Origin of the sequence: Mesorhizobium sp. M1328 (assembly GCF_040318075.1) — a bacterium.
Taxonomy (GTDB): domain Bacteria; phylum Pseudomonadota; class Alphaproteobacteria; order Rhizobiales; family Rhizobiaceae; genus Mesorhizobium.
On the sequence record NZ_JAMYLO010000017.1, the window covers coordinates 84,497 to 102,757 of the forward strand.

15 protein-coding genes and 1 pseudogene are annotated in these 18,261 nt (G+C 61.3%); 10 read left to right on the forward strand and 6 right to left on the reverse strand.

Annotated features, from left to right (window positions below):
- Positions 1 to 17 precede the first annotated feature (17 nt).
- The gene (gene mgtE / locus NKH23_RS25170) at positions 18 to 1,382 is read right to left on the reverse strand and encodes a magnesium transporter (protein WP_352977217.1); all 1,365 of its coding nucleotides are present in this window, start codon (positions 1,380 to 1,382) and stop codon (positions 18 to 20) included.
- 271 nt (positions 1,383 to 1,653) lie between these two features.
- Positions 1,654 to 3,543 carry an ABC transporter ATP-binding protein/permease gene (locus tag NKH23_RS25175; protein ID WP_352719467.1) on the reverse strand — a complete coding sequence of 630 codons (1,890 nt, stop codon included), beginning with the start codon at positions 3,541 to 3,543 and terminating at the stop codon, positions 1,654 to 1,656.
- Between the two features lie 639 nt (positions 3,544 to 4,182).
- Here NKH23_RS25175 and NKH23_RS25180 point away from each other — a divergent pair.
- Positions 4,183 to 4,617 carry a hypothetical protein gene (locus NKH23_RS25180; protein WP_352977218.1) on the forward strand — a complete coding sequence of 145 codons (435 nt, stop codon included), beginning with the start codon at positions 4,183 to 4,185 and terminating at the stop codon, positions 4,615 to 4,617.
- Between the two features lie 6 nt (positions 4,618 to 4,623).
- Here NKH23_RS25180 and NKH23_RS25185 read toward each other — a convergent pair whose 3' ends face one another.
- Together NKH23_RS25185 and NKH23_RS25190 are read right to left on the reverse strand one after the other, a co-directional pair.
- Positions 4,624 to 5,301, reverse strand: coding sequence for a DsbA family oxidoreductase (locus NKH23_RS25185; RefSeq protein WP_352977219.1), 678 nt, complete (start codon positions 5,299 to 5,301; stop codon positions 4,624 to 4,626).
- A gap of 23 nt (positions 5,302 to 5,324) precedes the next feature.
- Positions 5,325 to 7,137 (reverse strand): annotated as a pseudogene (locus NKH23_RS25190) (extracellular solute-binding protein).
- Between the two features lie 231 nt (positions 7,138 to 7,368).
- Between NKH23_RS25190 and NKH23_RS25195 the strand changes: the two are divergent.
- Entirely contained in the window at positions 7,369 to 7,998 is a 630-nt protein-coding gene (locus NKH23_RS25195) for an invasion associated locus B family protein (protein ID WP_352977221.1), read from the forward strand.
- Positions 7,999 to 8,120: 122 nt separating this feature from the next.
- Here the strand turns inward: NKH23_RS25195 and hspQ are convergent, their stop codons facing one another.
- Together hspQ and NKH23_RS25205 are read right to left on the reverse strand one after the other, a co-directional pair.
- A complete protein-coding gene (gene hspQ / locus NKH23_RS25200) occupies positions 8,121 to 8,444 on the reverse strand; it encodes a heat shock protein HspQ (RefSeq protein WP_023675043.1) in 324 nt (107 codons plus the stop codon).
- A gap of 222 nt (positions 8,445 to 8,666) precedes the next feature.
- The gene (locus NKH23_RS25205; RefSeq protein ID WP_352977222.1) at positions 8,667 to 9,875 is read right to left on the reverse strand and encodes a UbiH/UbiF family hydroxylase; all 1,209 of its coding nucleotides are present in this window, start codon (positions 9,873 to 9,875) and stop codon (positions 8,667 to 8,669) included.
- Positions 9,876 to 9,978: 103 nt separating this feature from the next.
- Here NKH23_RS25205 and NKH23_RS25210 point away from each other — a divergent pair, with 103 nt between their 5' ends.
- From NKH23_RS25210 to NKH23_RS25245, 8 genes are all read left to right on the forward strand, one after another.
- On the forward strand, positions 9,979 to 10,875 hold the full coding sequence (locus NKH23_RS25210) for a DUF2182 domain-containing protein (protein WP_353035528.1): 897 nt from the start codon (positions 9,979 to 9,981) through the stop codon (positions 10,873 to 10,875).
- A gap of 13 nt (positions 10,876 to 10,888) precedes the next feature.
- Positions 10,889 to 11,503, forward strand: a complete 615-nt coding sequence (locus tag NKH23_RS25215; protein WP_352914710.1) for a DUF1326 domain-containing protein — start codon at positions 10,889 to 10,891, stop codon at positions 11,501 to 11,503.
- Positions 11,500 to 12,315 carry a phosphatidylcholine synthase gene (pcsA, locus tag NKH23_RS25220; RefSeq protein WP_352719475.1) on the forward strand — a complete coding sequence of 272 codons (816 nt, stop codon included), beginning with the start codon at positions 11,500 to 11,502 and terminating at the stop codon, positions 12,313 to 12,315. Before NKH23_RS25215 ends, pcsA begins: the two co-directional genes overlap by 4 nt.
- 18 nt (positions 12,316 to 12,333) lie before the next feature.
- Positions 12,334 to 13,311 carry a quinone oxidoreductase family protein gene (locus tag NKH23_RS25225; RefSeq protein ID WP_352977224.1) on the forward strand — a complete coding sequence of 326 codons (978 nt, stop codon included), beginning with the start codon at positions 12,334 to 12,336 and terminating at the stop codon, positions 13,309 to 13,311.
- Positions 13,312 to 13,463: 152 nt separating this feature from the next.
- Entirely contained in the window at positions 13,464 to 15,056 is a 1,593-nt protein-coding gene (locus NKH23_RS25230; RefSeq protein WP_502908388.1) for an ABC transporter ATP-binding protein, read from the forward strand.
- Positions 15,053 to 16,165, forward strand: a complete 1,113-nt coding sequence (locus NKH23_RS25235) for an ABC transporter permease (protein ID WP_352977226.1) — start codon at positions 15,053 to 15,055, stop codon at positions 16,163 to 16,165. The genes NKH23_RS25230 and NKH23_RS25235 overlap by 4 nt, the downstream gene beginning before the upstream one ends.
- The gene (locus NKH23_RS25240) at positions 16,165 to 17,085 is read left to right on the forward strand and encodes an ABC transporter permease (protein WP_353035530.1); all 921 of its coding nucleotides are present in this window, start codon (positions 16,165 to 16,167) and stop codon (positions 17,083 to 17,085) included. Before NKH23_RS25235 ends, NKH23_RS25240 begins: the two co-directional genes overlap by 1 nt.
- 47 nt (positions 17,086 to 17,132) lie before the next feature.
- Positions 17,133 to 18,200 (forward strand): BMP family ABC transporter substrate-binding protein, encoded by a 1,068-nt coding sequence (locus NKH23_RS25245; protein ID WP_352719481.1) that lies wholly within the window; start codon positions 17,133 to 17,135, stop codon positions 18,198 to 18,200.
- The last annotated feature ends 61 nt before the right edge of the window (positions 18,201 to 18,261 follow it).

Genomic DNA, 18,261 nt, shown 5'->3' on the forward strand with positions numbered 1-18,261 from the left:
GGAGGTGCGTGAGTTTTTTACAGCAGCGTTCCGCGCAGGATTACCAGCGCAACCGAAAAATAAATCACCAGCCCGGTGACGTCGACCAGCGTGGCGACGAACGGAGCCGATGCGCTGGCCGGGTCGAAGCCGATGCGCTTCAGGGCGAACGGCAGCATCGATCCAGACAGCGAGCCGAAGGTGACGATGCCAACCAGCGTGGCGCCGATCGTCATTGCGATCAGCGGCCAATGGGGGCCGTAGTCGTAGAAGCCGAGATACTGCCAGAGCGCGATGCGGCAGACGCCGACCACGCCAAGGATCGAGCCAAGCACCAGGCCGGTGGGCAGCTCGCGCAATGCAACCCGCCACCAGTCGCCGAGGCCGATTTCGCGCAGCGCCAGCGCCCGGATGACGAGCGAGGTCGCCTGCGAGCCGGAATTGCCGCCGGAGCTCATGATCAATGGAATGAACAGGGTCAGCACGATCGCCTTTTCCAGCTCGCCCTCGTAGCTCTGCATCGCGTTGGCGGTCAGCATCTCGCTGATAAACAGCGCGCACAGCCAGCCGGCGCGTTTCTGGATCATCGCCAGAAAGCCCATCTTCATATAGGGCTCGTCGAGAGCCTCCATGCCGCCGAAACGATGCACGTCCTCGGTCGTTTCCGAGATCATCGTGTCGATGATGTCGTCGATGGTGACGATGCCGAGGAGCTTGCCGTTGTCCACGACCGGAACGGCGAGCAGATCATATTTCGAGATCAATTGAGCAACCTTTTCACTATCGGTCAGCGGTGAAACGGTGATAGGCGCACGATCCGGCGCTATTGCCATGATCAGCTCGTCGGGCTCGCCAGCGATCAGTCGACGCAGGCTGGTCGAGCGCAACAGGACATGCGTTTGTGGATCGACGATGTAGATCGCGTAGACGGTTTCGCGCGTCCGCTCCACCTTGCGGATATAATCCAGCGTGCGGGCCACGCTCCAGTCCGGCGGCACGCTGACATATTCGGTCGTCATGAGCGAGGCGGCGCTGCCCTCGGGATAGCCGAGAATGGCAAGCAGCGTCGCGCGCAGCGGTGGCGCTAGGCCACCAAGCAGTTCGGAACGAGCCGGCTCGTTCAGATCGCGCAGTATGTCGGCGGCGCGGTCGACCGACATGGCGGCAAGCAGTCTGCCTGCCTTGATGCGGGGCAGCGCCTCGACCAGTTCGGATGCGCCGTTGAGCTTCGGCTGGTCGAAGATCTCGACCAGCCGCTCGAACGGCACTTCGCAAAGCAGCTCCGATGCCGTCTCACGGGGCTCCTGGTTCAAGGCCTCGACGATATCGGCGATGTGTTCGTTGGCAAGTACGCGGGCGATCGCGATAGCGTCGCCGCCCGCAACGGGGGAAAACTCGTTCATGGCTCACTCCTTGCCGTCCGGCAGGACGTGAGCCGGCCAGGTCACGTCAAGCTGACGGCGGTTGCGTTCGACTGTGACTGTCGCCAGGCATGGCGCGGTGACCTTTCTGCTCGCGGGTTCGGGTAGGGATCTCTGCGAGCCGGCGCAACTTAGGAGCGCGCCTTGCCGAGTCAATCGCGAGAGCGGGTTAAAACGGCGGCAGACCGATTGGATCGCGAGACTGTGATCGGGCTAGGTGGCAGGCTGGCCGGCAACGACAGTGGCGTCGCGGCTATCTCTGCTTCAGCCGGCGGGGAAAGCGCAGCCACTTGTCCTCGGCCGGCCGCGTCGGCTGCGTGAGGATGGTGGTGAGCTCGACTGGCAAGCTCGGAACCAGCGGCTTCTTGGTGGCGACGCCGTCGGCGATCGCAACCACGCTGTGGTAGAATTCGGTGCCCGCGAGCGATCTCGGCGGCGTCGCCTCATGCATGATCGAGATCACAGTTGCATCAGGGCAATTGTCCTTGATCGCCTGGTGGAAGGCGATCCGTCCATCGGGGTCGAGCGCGCCAGTGGCTTCATCGAGGAACAGCAATCCCGGCTGCTGCAGCACGATGCGGGCGACAACCAGCTTCTGTTTCTGCCCACCCGAGAGAACCTGATCCCAGATCTTTCCTTCACGTCTCTCATCGGCCAAATGCTCGATGAAATCGCCGAGGCCGGCCTTGTGCAGGGCGGATGCGACCTGCGCGTCGGCGAAATCGTGCTCGGAACCGGGCAGGCAGACCAGTTGCTTCAGTGAAACCTGCTGCAGCTTCACCTCCTGGGCGGCGTAGAAACTCCTGACCCCTTCCGGGAAGACAATCGTACCGCGCCCGTAAGGCCACAGGCCGTTGATCGCCTTGATCAGCGAGGTCTTGCCGCAACCGGATTCGCCCTTGAGGAACGTCCATTCGCCACGCCGGAAGCGCAAATTCGCGGCACTCAGGAAGGGCGTTGCGTCCTCGCCCTGATGCGCCAGTTCGAGCTTCTGGATGGTCAGGCCGAAGACCGGGTTCTGACGATCGTAGCGGAAGTCGGACCGGCCGGTCAGGCTGTAGAATTCCTGCGGATGCTGGACGTTTTCGATCGCCTGCGCCAATTCGACGACGCGCTGGCTGTTGGCGCGCAAGGTGGCGATCTCCGGCATCACATGGATGAACCACGAACAGTTGCTGATCAGCTTATTGACCTGCTCGGAGGCCGTTAAATAACCCTTGAGGTCGAGACCGTTGTGGATGAAGGGTACTAGCCCAGGCCCGTAAGCGACAATGCGGGCGCCGATGAAATTATAGATCAGCTCGAACGAGGCGTAGCCGGTATTGACGATGTTCAGTCTGGCCCAGGTACGGTCAATGTCGACATAACGCTGGCTGTGCACAGTCTTCTGCACATTCTCGCCTTGCGATGCGGCGACATGAAAACTGCGGCGCAGGAACGTGATCAACTCGCTGCGGTAATTGCCTTCGGCCTGCTGCATTCTGACGTTTAGCCACTCCAGCATTCGGCCGAGTTTCACCGCGATCCAGGTGTTGAACGGCACATAGACAGCGATTGCCAGGAGAGCAAGGACGGCGCTGCCGTAGCTGCCGAGAAACTCCAGCCCTTTCACCTCGACAGAGTTTTTCAGCAATTCGCCGCCGAGAAAGTAGAACGATGTGAAGACGCTTAGCACACCCATAGCAAGCCCGATGGCCCCGCCGGTCATGGCCTTGATGGATTCCTGCACGCGCTGGTCGATGTTGTCGGGGGCTGCGTGGCCGGAAGAACCATGCTGGGCATGGAAATGCGTATGGTTGGTGTCGAGCAGCGCCTCGTTGAAGCGGCTGTCCACCCAGCCACGCCATTTGCGATGCAATGTCTTGGAAACAAGGTTGCGAATGCCAGCAATACCCACGTCCTTGAGCACGACCAGCAGCACGAGCAAACCGGCGTTGGTCAGTATTGTCTTAAGTGGCGTGGTATTCGCGGCATCGTGGAAAAAAGCGATCGAAGTCTGCAGCTCTGCCAAGGCCACAGTAAACCAGACGTCGGCCTTGCTGGACAGCGCGGTGACCAGCGCGATCACCAGCGTCAGCGTCCAGGCTTCCTTCCAACGGTCCGAGAACCAGTAGGCCCGCATCAGCCCCCAGAAGCTGCGCATCGACGATACGGGCGTCAGGGGCGACTGCCTTGCGGCACCGCGGAGCCATTTTTCCGATATTGAATGTCGCGTTGGTCTATCGACCCGAATCACTATCCCGCCCAAACGATTTTTCTTTTGTTACGGACAGTAACACCAATTGATCATTTTCCATTAGCTTTTCTCCGGCCGCAGGTGGCTTAGCTCGCGGGCCGTTGCAGTGGAGCAACAGAATGAATGATCGCGGCGTTAGGCTGTTACGTTTCGAGGGGTGGAATACCAACGCCATTTCAAGTAGTTACTTGCCTGCGCCGGAGCAAGTAGAGACCTTCCCCTAGGGAAGGTCTTCACACAGCTTTGTGAACATAGAAGCGCCGCCCAGCGGTCGATCTTCACAGCCTGAACCGATCTTCAGTCCGCCTTTACGGTCAGGTCCGACCTCGTCGGCGGCCAGAACGTGACCGTATGATTCGTGGTTGAAGCCGCCTTGTCAGGACCCCGTAATCGGCCAAGCACTGACTTTGCCGTTACAGTCAGGATGCAGACCAACATCGATCAGACCGTACTTTTTTAGAGCGCGCGCAAACTGCGTTTGACAAAGATGCGCTTCGGATCGAACCTGCCGGACGCATCCAGGTTTGAACCGGGGGGAAGTTCTTCATGCTTGCACGGACATTGTTTGTGGCGATGCTCGCAACGTTCGCCTGGCTGCCGCAAACATATGCCGGCAGCCAGACCGTTCCCGCAAACGCCGAGGGACAGATCGAGTTCAACACGCCGTCCGGCAATATTGGCTGCATCTACACGCCGAAGGGCGGCACCAGCACTTACGAGCCGCAGGATGGCGGACCGGAACTGAGCTGTTCGCGCGTCGAGCCCAGCTACGTCACCATCATCCTCGGCCCGAAAGGCCCGGCGACGCTGATCAAGAATCCGGGCGAGCAAGGCTGCTGCGGCGACGTCACCAAGCTGGCGTACGGCAATAGCTGGAGCAAGGGGCCGTTTTTCTGCCAGTCATCCACCAAGGGATTGACCTGCACCGGCAAGCATGGCCATGGCTTTTTCGTCAGCAAGGCCAAGGTGACGGTGCAATAGTCCGGCTCAGTTGGCCGTTTCCAGTTCGCCGCGTGCCTTGGCCGCGGCGACCTGGCGGAGTGCATCGGCAAGCGTATCGGCGTCCTGGGCGCCCATCACCGCATATTTGCCTTCAAGCAGAAAGCACGGCACGCCCGATATGCCCATGCGCGAAGCGGTGGCGATTTCGGTGCGCACCGCCTCGACATCCGCGTCGGTCGGCAGAAGCGTTTCGACCACGGAGGCATCCATGCCGGCCTCGCGGGCCGCTTCGATCAGCACGGCATGATCGCCGAGATTGGCGCCTTCCTCGAAATTCAGCTGGAACAGCCGGCGCACCAGCCGGTTCTGAACCGCCTCGCCGGCCGTCCCGGCCCAGCGAATGAGACGGTGCGCATCCAGCGTATTGGGCGCGACCTTGATGGCGTCGAAGGCGAAGGAAATCCCTTCAGCCTCGCCCAACGGCTCGATCCGGCCATGGATTTCGCGGATGCGTTGCTCGCTGCCGAATTTCGCCACCATGTAGTCGCGGCGGTTCTTGCCTTCGGGCGGAATCGTCGGGTCGAGCTGGAAGGGCCGCCAGCGTATGTGAACGTCGATGTCGACGGCGGCAATCGCCTTGTCGAGCCGTTTCTGGCCGATAAAGCACCAGGGGCACACCACGTCGGAGACCACATCGACGGTAATCGAGTTCTCGTCGTTCATCTTGATCTCCTGTTCTGAAGAGGTCACTTCGGTTTGCGCCACCAGGTCGGCAACTGATAACCGTATATGGGCGTCTTTTGCGGATGTTCCAGATAGTTCCAATAGGCAAGCCATTGCCGGTTGTTGTGCTGCGTCGGCACCATGTAATTGCCTGAGATCAGCAGCCGATCGAGAACCCGGACAGCAGCGACATAGTCCTCCTTCGAGCGAGCTCTCAACATCGCCTCGATCGCCGCGTCCACTGCGGGGTCGGCGACACCCGCTAGGTTGAACGAGCCTTCCTTTTTTGCTGTCGACGACCCCCACCGCGCGCGTTGCTCGATACCGGGAGACAGCGAGCTGGCGCTAGAACCGATCAGCACGTCGAAATCGAGGCGCTGCTTGCGCGACTGGATCTGGTCGCCTTCGAGACTGCGGATGCTGACGCCAATTCCGAGCTTCGCCAGCGCGCGCTGGTAAATGGCGGCAAGACGCTCCTCGTCCTGTGAGGCGGTCAATATTTCGAAACCGAACGGCTTACTCTCGGGATCGAGCATCACACCGTCCTGCACGGTATAGCCTCCACTTTTCAATATCTCGAATGCCGCCTGCAGCACCGTGCGGTCCTGGCCGGAGCCGTCGGTGACGGGCGGCCTGTAGGTGCCGTCCATGACATCGGCAGGCACGCGGCCGGGGTAGGGCGCCAGCAGGGCTTTTTCCTGTTCGCTGGCCGGGTGGCCGAGCGCGGACAGCTCGGAATTCTGCCAAAAGCTCACGGTGCGCGTGTACTTGCCGGCGAACAGGTTCTTGTTGGCCCATTCGAAATCGTAGAGCATGCCGAGCGCACGCCGCACGACCGGATTGGAAAATTTCGGCAGCCGCGTGTTAAACAGGAAGCCGTTGACCACTGGCGGGATGCCGGTATCGAAGGTTTCGGCCATGACCTCGCCCCTGTGGAAAGCCGGAAAGTCGAGATCGCGCTCGCGTTTGACCGGGTCGCTGTCGTCGTCGATGGCGCAGATGCCTTTCTTGAACGCTTCCTGCTTGGCATTGGCGTTGAGGAAATATTCGATCGTGATCTGGTCGTAATTGTCGAAGCCGCGCTTGGATGGCACGTCCTTGCCCCAATAATCCGGATTGCGCTTGAACACGATGCGCTGGCCGGGCACCACTTGCGCCACCGTGTAAGGGCCGCTGCCGATCAAAGGCTTCAGCGTCGTCTTGTCGAAGGTCTCCTTGTTAAATGCGTGCTTCGGCAGGATCGGCGTCAGCGCGATGATCAATGGAGTCTCGCGGTTGGCATCGTCGTTGAAGGTGAACCGCACGCTGCGGTCGCCGGTCTTTTCGAGTTTGGCGATCATGCCCATACGGTCGCTGTAAGGCGGCCGGCCCTTCTCGGTGAAGACGTCATAGGTGAACAACACGTCTTCCGGCGTCACCGGCTCGCCATCCGACCATTTGGCCCTGGGATCGAGGTGGAATTCGATGCTCTTGCGCTCGGGATCCATGTCGGCGGTATCGGCGAGCAGGCCGTAGAGACTGAAGGCCTCGTCGTAATTGCGCTGCATCAACGGCTCGAAAACAAGATTGCCAAAGGCTTGATCCATCATGCCGCGCGCGGTGGTGCGCAGGCTTCTCAGGATGAACGGATTGAGATTGTCGAAGCTGCCGACGACGCAAGGTAATGCTGCCGCCTTTCGGCGCGTCGGGATTGACGTAGTTGAAATGAGCATAGTCGGCCGGCAGCGCCGGCTCGCCCTGCATGGCAAGCGCGTGCTTCGGTTCCGACAGGGCCGGCTGCAGGGAAAGGCCGACAAACAAGATTGCGGCGATCAGCCAAACGACAACGCGGCCCATGACCGTCTCCTTCCCGATTCGATGCGCAGCATACATGAGCCGGTCGTGCACCGGCCAACCCCTTGACCCAATCCCTCGGCTAAGATTCACGAGGGCCGGGCTGGATTCGGCATCGCTTGCAGTGTAACACGCCGTCCGAAGTCATTCTGTTGCCTCATTTCGGCAACAGGTAGCTGGACCACACGGCATGAAAAAAGCCGGTCCCGGGATCATTTGAGAGGAATGCACGACATGACGAGCCTGAACAGCAACGCGTACCGCCTGTCGGTCATGGCCGCTGGCGTGGTCGGCATTCTCGGCGCCGGGATTCCCTCTGCTTCCGCGCAGCAGCAACAGCAGATTCCGCAAGGCTGGTTCAAGGCCTGCACCAAGCAGGAAGACGTCGACATCTGCAATGTCCAGAACATCACCACCGCCGGCAACGGCCAGCTCATCACCGGCGTCAGCCTGATCGAATTGAAGGGCAAGGTGAACCGCAAGGTGTTCCAGGTGACGGTTCCGACCGGCCGTCTGGTTCCTCCCGGCATCGGCCTCCAGATCGACGGCGGCAAGGCGCAGAAGCTCGACTATGTTATCTGTTTCCCGGATCGCTGCGTGGCGGAAGTGCCGCTGACCGATCAGCTCGTCGCATCCTTCAAGAAGGGTTCGGCGCTGACGCTCACCTCAGTCAATTTCCAGAACCAGCCAAACCCGATCAAGATTGCGCTCACCGGCTTCAGCGGCGCCTTCGACGGCCCGCCGCTGCAGCAGTCGGACATCGAGGACCGGCAGAAAAAGCTCCAGGAGTTCGTCGCCAAGAACAATCAGGATTTTGCCAAGAAGCTCAAGGAAGAGCAGGAAAAGGCGAAGGCCGCCAACTGATCGACGGGTTTTCGAACCAACAAAAAGCGGGGTTCATGCCCCGCTTTTTTCGTTTGGACCGGCCGTTTGTCGGGTCCAGCCATGTCTCTAGCCTGTCCCAGCCCAGCCAGATCCCGACTAAGTCAATGTCTCAATTGGTGCTTCGGCTCGTAGCGCCCGTCCGGCTTCTTGTCGAACATTTCACCAATCTGCGGATGCCGGACCGGTTCGCCCGACCGGTCCTCGAGTAAATTCTGCTCGGACACATAGGCGATGTATTCCGTTTCGGAATTCTCGGCGAGCAGATGATAGAAAGGCTGGTCCTTGCGCGGCCGCACGTCAGCGGGGATCGCCTCGTACCATTCGTCGGTATTGGCGAATTGCGGATCGACGTCGAAAATGACGCCGCGGAACGGAAACAGCCGGTGGCGAACCACCTGTCCGATCGAGAATTTGGCTGTCTTCATCGCACTCACCACTTGAACTTCTTGAACGCCACGCATCCTGAAACACGCAAGAAAACGCTCCAAGACTTTAGACTCTTACGCACCAATCCGGCAAAGATTCGCCCAGACCTTACGGTCGACATCGTCATTATTTGGCGCAGACGCCGCGTCAATTCAATCCCGATCCCCTTGATGCCGGGTTGAGCATCGCAAGATGCGGATCAAGGGCGGTGCCCAAGATCGCTATCGCGCAGCCGCTTTTCGCAATCCGCCAAAAAACGCCGCAAAACCGCTGCCGGGTCGAAGACCCTCGCGCATGAAAAACGCCCGCAACGGCGCAAACCCCTCAAGCGCGCCCAGGCCAGCGCTGCGCACCAGCTGAGCCGGCAGCATGTCGGAAAGCAACGACATGTTCAGCAGGTTGACCGCGCTGCTGCGCGCCAGAATGTCCGGCCGCCGCTTGAAATCATAGGCTGCAAGCGCCTGGACGGCGCCCGGGTCCGAGCGGTTTCTGCTTGCGGTACCGATCAGGTCGTCGATGTCCCGGATGCCGAGATTAAGGCCTTGCGCGCCGATTGGGGGAAACACGTGGGCGGCTTCGCCGACAAGGGCTACGCGGCGCTGCGCAAACCGCCACGGGCTCACCGCTGAAAGGGGGTAGACCTGCCGGCCGGGCTCAACCGACACGCGGCCCAGCATCGATTGCATCCGCTGTTCGACCCGCGTCGAAAGCTCGGCGTCGTCGAGTGCCGCAAGGTCCCTGGCGATATCGGGCTCGAGCACCCAGACAAGACTGGACCGGTTGCCGGGCAGGGGAACCTGTGTGAACGGACCGGTCTCGGTGTGGAATTCGGTCGAGGTGAAAGCATGGTCGCTGCGGTGACCGAAATTGAGCACCAGCGCCGCCTGCGGATAGGGTCGGACCGAGGTCCGGATGCCGGCTGCCTCGCGGGCCGGCGACTGACGGCCATCGGCGGCAACCGCCAACGACGCCTCAACCTCGCTGCCGTCGGCGAGAACGGCATGGGCATGGTCGGCATCGAGGCGCCATGCCTCCACCATCGACTTTCGCCATTCGATGCCCGAATGCGCGACAGCCTCGGCTAGCGTGCGGTTGAGAACGCTGTTGGGCAAGTTCAGCCCGAATTGCTCTTCGTTGATCTCGCTGGCGCGAAAGGTCACTGTCGGGCTGCGGATCAGCCGGTTGGTGGCGTCAACGATGCGCATCACCTTGAGCGGCGCTGCGTGCTGCCTGATTCCGTCAAAGATCCCGAGCCGTTCGAACATCTTCAGGGCAGGGTTCATCAAGGCTGTCGTCCGGCCGTCGGGGCCGGCTGCCTCGGGTCCGACGAGCGTCACGGGAAAGCCCGCCTCGGCAAAGCCAAGCGCCGCGATCAGCCCCGCAGGGCCGCTGCCGGCGACCAGTATCCGTGCTGTTTCCCGATGGTCCAAATTCGGCTTCCGAATTGCGAGGTGAGGCCTGTCCGACCTGCTGGTCCATATAGGTCAGGTGATGCGGCTTGATCAACGCGGCGATTCGGCCCATTCGGTTGCCATGACCGGCCAAAAAGACGATTTCAGCCACCTCGACGGTACCGGCCGCGCGATGGCGAGCGTTGCGCGCAGCCCTCGACTGACCGTGAGCGTTGTTGCCGGCATGGGCATCGCCCTTGCCTGGCTCCTTCTCGGCGCAATGGCAGTTCGAGGGGCGGTAAGCCGGCTCCCGGGCGCCGATGTACCCGGCGACGCCGTGCTGGAATATCTGCCGCAACTGCCGTTGCCGGATTTCCTCGCGCGTTTCTTCGCCCTCTGCCTTGCGCCGGCGCCGCTTCGCGCAAGCCTAGGCGCGCAAGGCGGGGCACTCACCGCGATGTGGCTGTTGATGGCTATCGCGACCATGCTGCCCTCCGCGGCGCCGATGATCCGCACCTATTGCGAGATCGCAGATACCGCCCGGATCAAGAGGGAGCCGGTCGTCCATCCGCTGATCCTGGTCGCTGGATATTTGAGCGTCTGGCTTGGCGCCTCGGCAATGTTGGCGGCCCTGATACTCGCAGTCGATGCATTCGCGTCATCCGGGCAGATGCTCGATCCGCTGGTTGGAATTGCCGGAGCAGCCGCGCTGTCGATCGCTGGTCTCTATCAGTTCAGCTGGCTGAAGGAAGCCTGTCTGGAGAAGTGCAGAAATCCGTTCTCGGTCCTGTTCGCCAACTGGAGCGCCAGGCCCATTCGCATTTTCCAGCTCGGCATGGAGCAGGGCCTGTGGTGCCTTGGATGCTGCTGGGCGCTGATGCTGGTAATGTTTGCCGTCGGTGTGATGAACGTGTTCTGGATGGCGCTGATCGGCCTGTTCAGCCTGGTCGAAAAACAGACGGCAGGCAATCTGCCGACGCGGTTGGGCGGTGCGATACTGCTTGTCTGGGCGGCCGCGCTACTAGTAGTCTCGGCATGAGGGGGAGAATTCGATGACAGATCAAAACTGGGCAATGAAGGGAGAGCTCGTCCTCTCCTGCAATTGCACGGTTTTTTGCCCTTGCGTTCTGTCGCTCGGCAGTCATCCGCCGACCGAGGGCTATTGCCAGACCTGGGCGGGGTTCCGCATCGATGCCGGCCATTTCGGCGAGGTCGACCTGTCCGGTCTCAATCTTGGGCTGATCATGGAAATCCCCGGTTATATGAGTCGCGGCAACTGGACGGCCGGTCTGTTCATCGACAAGCGCGCTTCGGTCTACGCTGTGAAAGCACTGACCAAGATCTTCACCGGCAAGGCTGGCGGAACCACATCGCTGCTCTCCATCCTGGTCGGAAAGTTCCTCGGCGCCGAGCAGGTGCCGATCACCTACGAGACGCGTGAGAAAACGCGCATCTTCCAGATACCGAAGATCATCGATGGCGCGGTGACGCCAATCACCGGCAAGGATCGCGACAAGGATACGGTCATCAGCAATTCGGAATACTGGATTGCGCCGGAAATCATCGTCGCCAAATCCGACAAGAGCAAAATGCGGGCCTTTGGCCGCAACTGGAACTTTGCCGGCCGTTCGGCCGAAATCTGCAAGCTGGACTGGCGGGGCCCGTGAGCAAGAAGACGACGGCCAGGAAAATCGCCGACCGGATTCCGCGGCCGAAGAAGAAAGTCACATGGCCGCAGGCGCGGGCGTTCTCGGTCCATCTCTTGACCGCGTCGGGCTCATTCCTGGCGTTTCTGTCGCTAGTGGCAGCAAGCGAGCAGCGCTGGACGGCGATGTTCTGGTGGCTGGGGCTGGCGCTTTTCGTCGACGGCATCGACGGGCCGATCGCCAGGAAGCTCGACGTCAAGGAAATCCTGCCGACATGGTCGGGCGAACTGCTCGACAACATCATCGACTACGTGACCTACGTGTTGATTCCGGCCTTCGCGCTCTATCAGCGCGGCTTCATGGGCGAGCGCCTGTCGTTCCTGTCGGCGGCGATAATCGTGGTGTCGAGCGCAATCTACTATGCCGATACCGGCATGAAGACGAAGGAGAATTTCTTCAAAGGCTTTCCGGTCGTCTGGAACATGGTGGTGTTCACGCTGTTCGTCATCGAACCAGGACAATGGGTTTCCTTCGCCATGGTCGTGGTGGCCGGCATTCTCACCTTCGTGCCGATCAATTTCATCCATCCGGTGCGGGTGAAGCGGCTGCGGCCAATCAATCTCGGCATGACGCTGCTTTGGTGCGCTTTCGGCGCGCTGGCGCTGGCCCAGGCCGCACTTGCCTCCTTCTACGACCAGATCGGCGTGCTGGGCGAGCAGGTCAGCGATTTCATCAAGATCGGGATTACGGTCACCGGGCTTTACCTCGCTTGCATCGGCGCTATCATGCAGTTCTTTCCAAATCTCGGCGCCAAGCCGGACAAGAAAGCCTGATCCCAAGAGAGCCTGAAAATGTCCAAAGCGATCCGCATCCATGCCCATGGCGGCCCGGAGGTCCTGACCTATGAGGATGCCGATCCCGGGCAGCCGGGCTCGGGACAGATCCTGGTCAAGCACACCGCGATCGGTCTCAATTTCATCGACGTCTATTATCGCTCGGGCCTTTATCCGCCGCAGGGCGGATTTCCGCTGATCCCCGGCGGCGAGGCGGCCGGCGTGGTTTTGGAGGTCGGCAAAGATGTCGATTGGCTCAAGCCCGGCGATCGCGTCGCCTATGCAGTGACCACCGGTGCCTATGCCGGGCAGCGCGTGATCGCCGCCGACCGCGTGGTGAAGGTGCCCGACGGCATCAGCGACGAACAGGCCGCGGCGATGATGCTGAAAGGCATGACCGCCGAGTATCTGTTGCGCCGTACCTTCAAAGTGAAGGCCGGCGATACGATCCTGTTCCACGCGGCGGCAGGCGGTGTTGGCCTGATCCTCGGCCAATGGGCCAAGCATCTCGGCGCGACGGTGATCGGCACCGCGAGTTCAACCGACAAGATCGAGCTCGCCAAGGCGCATGGCTTCGATCACGTGATCAACTATCGCGAACAGGATTTCGTCGCCGGCGTTGCCGCTATCACCGGTGGCAAGAAATGCGACGTTGTCTACGATTCGGTCGGCAACGACACATTTCCAGCCTCGCTCGATTGCCTGCGGCCGCTCGGCACTTTCGTCAGCTTCGGTCAATCGTCTGGGCCGATCCCGCCCTTCAGCATCTCTTTGCTGGCGCAGAAGGGCTCGCTGTTCGCAACGCGGCCGACGCTGTTCGTCTACAATGCCATGCGCGACGACCTCGAGGCTTCCGCCGCCGCATTGTTCGATGTGGTGCTCAGCGGCGCCGTCAAGATCAAGATCAACCAGCGTTACGCGCTCAGCGATGCGGGCAAGGCACATTCCGATCTTGAAGGGCGCAGGACCACCGGGACAACGATACTTATCCCTTGAGCGCCCGCAGTTTCGGCCCGCCGACGCCGCCGTTCTTGCGAACTGCTCTTTACCGCTTGAGTTTCCGCTGAAATTCTTGAAGCTCTTTCAAGTCGTGAGGCGCTTACCGTAGAGAGCAGGCCGCGCATACGATGTTTGCGGGAACACAGAACATGTCTGGCAAACCAGATGGAGGCACCGTGAGTGCAGATCAGGACGGCGCAAACCTGCTGGAGGTTCGCGGCCTCACAAAGATATTCGGCACGCTGACGGCGTGCGACCATGTCGATCTCAACATCGCCAAGGGCGAGATCCATGCGTTGCTTGGCGAGAACGGCGCCGGCAAGTCGACGCTGGTGAAAATGCTGTTTGGATCGCTGGAACCTAATTCCGGCGAGATTTTCTGGAATGGCCAGGCGGTCAGGATCACCAGCCCCGGCGCTGCAAAAAAGCTCGGCATCGGCATGGTTTTCCAGCATTTTTCGCTGTTCGAAGCGCTGACGGCGGCGGAGAATATCGCGCTGTCGCTGGATGACGGCTCGCCGATCAGCACGATCGCGGCCAAGGCGAGGGCGCTCTCCTACAGTTACGGCCTGCCTCTCGATCCGCTATCGCTGGTCGGTGATCTGTCGGTCGGCGAGCGCCAGCGTATCGAAATCATCCGCTGCCTGCTGCAGACGCCACAACTCATCATCCTCGACGAGCCGACTTCGGTGCTGACGCCGCAGGAGGCCGATAAGCTGTTCGAGACGCTCGAACGGCTGCGTTCGGAAGGAAAGTCTATCCTCTACATTTCGCACCGGCTGGAAGAGGTCAAACGCATCTGCGACCGCGCCACCGTGCTGCGTCACGGCAAGGTGGTCGGCCATTGCAATCCGCGCCAGGAAACCGCGTCTTCGTTGGCGCGGATGATGGTCGGCAACGAGGTGCAGGCCGTGGTGCGGGCGCCGGCCGAGGGTATCGAGACCGCGCCGGCGCTGCTTCAAATCCGCGAACTCACCCGCAAGCCGGCGACCCCGTTCTCGATCCCGCTCAGGAACATCAATCTCGAGGTCCGCGCCGGCGAGGTGATCGGCATTGCCGGTGTCGCCGGCAACGGCCAGGGCGAATTCTTCGAGTCCGTTTCCGGCGAGGTGCTGCAGCAGGATGCCGGCTCGGTCCGCATCCGTGGCAAGGATGCCGGGGGCCTCACCATCACCGGCAGGCGCCTGATGGGCGCTGCCTTCGTCCCGGAAGAGCGGCTCGGCCATGGCGCAGCACCACGCATGAAGCTTTCGGAGAACCTGCTTCTGTCGCGCCACGCCACCGATGGCAAGATCTTTGTCGGCGCCGGTGGAATGGTCAAGGGCGATGCGATCTATACCGCTGCCCAGCGCATCATAAAGGCGATGGACGTGCGCAAGAGCGCGCCGGATCCGGAGGCTGCGGCTCTTTCGGGCGGCAATCTGCAGAAATTCATCGTCGGCCGCGAACTCGACCGCCGGCCAAGCGTCATGGTGGTCAATCAGCCGACCTGGGGCGTCGACGCGGGTGCGGCGGCCCACATCCGCCAGGCACTGATCGAACTGGCACGCAGCGGCTCGGCGGTGCTGGTGATCAGCCAGGACCTCGACGAACTGTTCGAGATTTCCGATGCGATCACGGTCATGCACAATGGCGAATTGTCGAAGCCGCTGCCGATAGCTGAAGCGACATTCGAGAAGATCGGGCTGCTGATGGGCGGCGCCGAACCCGGGCATGCCGAACATACGCTGGAGACGGCTTGATGCGCCTCGAACTTGTAAAACGCCCGCAGCGCTCGATGCTGTTTTCGGCACTCTCGCCTTTCATCGCTTTCGTTTTGACGATCATTGCCGGTGCCATCATGTTCGCGCTGCTCGGCGTCAACCCGTTGACCGCGTTCCGCATCTACTTCATCGAACCGATCAGCCAGGTCTGGCAGCTGCATGAGCTGGCTATCAAGGCCACCCCTCTGATCCTGATCGCGGTCGGACTGTCGGTCTGCTACAAGGCCAACATCTGGAACATCGGCGCCGAAGGCCAGTTCATCCTGGGCGGGATTGTCGGCTCGATCTCCCCCGTGCTGTTTCCGCAGTTCGAAGGCCCATTGGTGCTGCCGCTGATGCTTCTTTTCGGCATGGTCGGTGGGGCCGCCTATGCTGCAATCCCGGCACTGCTGAAGACGCGCTTCAACACCAACGAGATCCTGACCAGCCTGATGCTGGTCTATGTCGCCCAGCTCTTCCTCGATTGGCTGGTACGCGGGCCGTGGCGCGATCCGCAGGGCCACGGTTTCCCGCAAACCATCCAGTTCAACGACTCGGCCATACTGCCGGAACTCCTTCCGGAATCCGGCCGGGCAAACTGGGGATTTGTCTTCGCGCTGGTCGCGGCGATACTGATCTGGATCCTGATGAGCCGTATGCTGAAAGGCTTCGAGGTCCGCGTGCTCGGCTCAAGCCCGAGGGCAGGGCGCTTCGCCGGGTTTGGCCTTAACCGCATGGTCTTCTTTGCCTTCCTGCTGTCGGGCGCACTGGCCGGACTTGCCGGGATTTCGGAGGTCTCGGGCGCCATCGGGCAGTTGCAGCCGGTGATCTCGCCCGGCTACGGATTTACCGCCATCATCGTCGCATTCCTCGGCCGGCTCAATCCGCTCGGCATCGTTGCCGCCGGCCTTGTGCTGGCGCTGACCTATCTCGGCGGCGAGGCGGTGCAAAGCGCGCTCGGCATCTCCGACAAGGTGGCGCGCGTGTTCCAGGGCATGCTGTTGTTCTTCGTGCTCGGCTGCGACACGCTCATTCACTATCGCATCCGCCTGATCGGCTTTGCTGCGCCGAAACTCGAGACAGTCCCGAAGCTGGAGGAAGCTCGCTGATGGACATCACCGTCAACATCCTTTTGACCATCGCGACGGCGGCGACGCCGCTGCTGATCGCGGCGATCGGCGAACTGGTGGTCGAACGTTCCGGTGTGCTCAATCTCGGCGTCGAAGGAATGATGATCATGGGTGCGGTTGGCGGCTTCGGCACCGGCTATCTCACCGGCTCGCCGTGGATAGGGCTGTTGGCGGCAATTGCCATGGGGGCAGTGTTCTCGCTGCTGTTCGCCGTCATGACGCTGTCGCTGGCCACCAACCAGGTGGCAACCGGCCTGTCGCTGACACTGCTCGGCCTCGGTCTTTCCGGCATGATGGGGACGAATTTTGTCGGCCAGCCCGGCGAAAGGCTGCCAAACCTCGATATTCCCGGCCTGACCCCAATCCCGGTCATTGGCAGGCTGCTGTTCGGCCAGGATCCAATCTTCTACATCTCGATCGCGCTGACCGCCGCCGTGATGTGGTTCCTGTTCAAGACCCGCACCGGGCTCACGCTGCGCTCGATCGGCGACAGCCATGCATCCGCCCATGCGCTTGGCATCCACGTCATCCGCTACCGCTATCTCTCAGTGATTTTCGGCGGCGCTTGTGCCGGCCTTGCCGGCGGCCACCTGTCGCTGGTCTACACACCGCAATGGGTGGAGAACATGACCGCCGGCCGCGGCTGGATCGCGCTGGCTCTGGTCGTCTTCGCTTCCTGGCGGCCGTGGCGGGTGCTGGCCGGCGCCTATATTTTCGGCGCGGTCTGGATCGGCCAGCTTCATGCACAGGCATTCGGCATTCCGGTCCCCTCGCAACTGCTTTCTTCGCTGCCCTATCTGGCAACCATCGTGGTTCTCGTTCTAATCTCGCGCAACAAGCGTTTGACGATGATGAACACGCCGGCATCCTTGGGCCAGCCATTCGTTCCGGATCGTTGACAACAAAAAGACGGAAGCTCCAAGGCTTAACTCAGAGAGGTAACACAATGAAAAAACTGCTTATTGCCCTGATGGCGACGACGGCCGCATTGTCATTGGCGGCCTCAGCCCAGGCGGCGGACAAGCTGAAGGCCTGCTGGGTCTACACCGGCCCGATCGGCGATTTCGGCTACTCCTACCAGCACGACCAAGGCCGCCTCGAGGTGGAAAAGGCACTCGGCGACAAGGTCGAGACCGCCTATCTCGAAAACGTCTCCGAAGGCCCCGATGCCGATCGCGCCTTCGAGCGCCTGGCGCGCGAGGGATGCAAGATCATTTTCGGCACGTCCTTCGGCTTCATGGACCCGGAAGTGAAGATCGCCAAGAAATTTCCCAAGGTGATGTTCGAGCACGCCACCGGTTACAAGACGGCCGAAAATCTCGGCATCTACAATGCGCGTTTCTATGAAGGCCGCTACGTGCTTGGCCAGATCGCCGCCAAGCAATCGAAGTCGGGCGTCGCCGGCTACATCGTTTCCTTCCCGATCCCGGAAGTGGTGATGGGCATAAATTCCTTTATGCTCGGCGCACAGTCGATCAACCCGAACTTCAAGGCGAAGATCGTGTGGGTGAACTCCTGGTTCGATCCCGGCAAGGAGGCCGACGCTGCCAAAGCATTGTTCGACCAGGGCGCCGATATCATCGTCCAGCACACCGACTCGACCGCTGCCTTGCAGGTGGCTGAGGAGCGCAAGCTGCACGGCTTCGGCCAGTCCTCCGACATGATCAAGTTCGCGCCGCACGCGCAGCTGACCTCGCTGACCGACGAGTGGGGCCCGTACTACATTAGCCGGGTCCAGGCGGCGCTCGACGGCACCTGGAAGCCCGACAATGTCTGGCTCGGCATCAAGGACGGCGCCGTCAAGCTGGCGCCGTTCACCAACATGCCCGACGACGTGAAGGCGATGGCCGAGGCCACCACCAAGAAGATCGCCGACGGCTGGAACCCCTTCACCGGGCCGATCGCCAAGCAGGACGGCACACCGTGGCTGAAGGAAGGCGAGGTCGCGGACGACGGCACGCTGCTCGGCATGAATTTCTACGTGAAGGGCGTTGACGACAAGCTGCCGCAGTAAGCAGGCGAAAACAAATCGAACCAAAGGGCGCCTACGCGGCGCCCTTTTATTTTGGACTGAA

Bases quoted from the DNA above. Each gene is read 5' to 3' on its own strand.
- mgtE (WP_352977217.1), bottom strand. From the start codon at position 1,382: ATGAACGAGTTTTCCCCCGTTGCGGGCGGCGACGCTATCGCGATCGCC.
- NKH23_RS25175 (WP_352719467.1), bottom strand. From the start codon at position 3,543: ATGCGCAGCTTCTGGGGGCTGATGCGGGCCTACTGGTTCTCGGACCGT.
- NKH23_RS25180 (WP_352977218.1), top strand. From the start codon at position 4,183: ATGCTTGCACGGACATTGTTTGTGGCGATGCTCGCAACGTTCGCCTGG.
- NKH23_RS25185 (WP_352977219.1), bottom strand. From the start codon at position 5,301: ATGAACGACGAGAACTCGATTACCGTCGATGTGGTCTCCGACGTGGTG.
- NKH23_RS25195 (WP_352977221.1), top strand. From the start codon at position 7,369: ATGACGAGCCTGAACAGCAACGCGTACCGCCTGTCGGTCATGGCCGCT.
- hspQ (WP_023675043.1), bottom strand. From the start codon at position 8,444: ATGAAGACAGCCAAATTCTCGATCGGACAGGTGGTTCGCCACCGGCTG.
- NKH23_RS25210 (WP_353035528.1), top strand. From the start codon at position 9,979: ATGACCGGCCAAAAAGACGATTTCAGCCACCTCGACGGTACCGGCCGC.
- NKH23_RS25215 (WP_352914710.1), top strand. From the start codon at position 10,889: ATGACAGATCAAAACTGGGCAATGAAGGGAGAGCTCGTCCTCTCCTGC.
- NKH23_RS25225 (WP_352977224.1), top strand. From the start codon at position 12,334: ATGTCCAAAGCGATCCGCATCCATGCCCATGGCGGCCCGGAGGTCCTG.
- NKH23_RS25230 (WP_502908388.1), top strand. From the start codon at position 13,464: ATGTCTGGCAAACCAGATGGAGGCACCGTGAGTGCAGATCAGGACGGC.
- NKH23_RS25240 (WP_353035530.1), top strand. From the start codon at position 16,165: ATGGACATCACCGTCAACATCCTTTTGACCATCGCGACGGCGGCGACG.
- NKH23_RS25245 (WP_352719481.1), top strand. From the start codon at position 17,133: ATGAAAAAACTGCTTATTGCCCTGATGGCGACGACGGCCGCATTGTCA.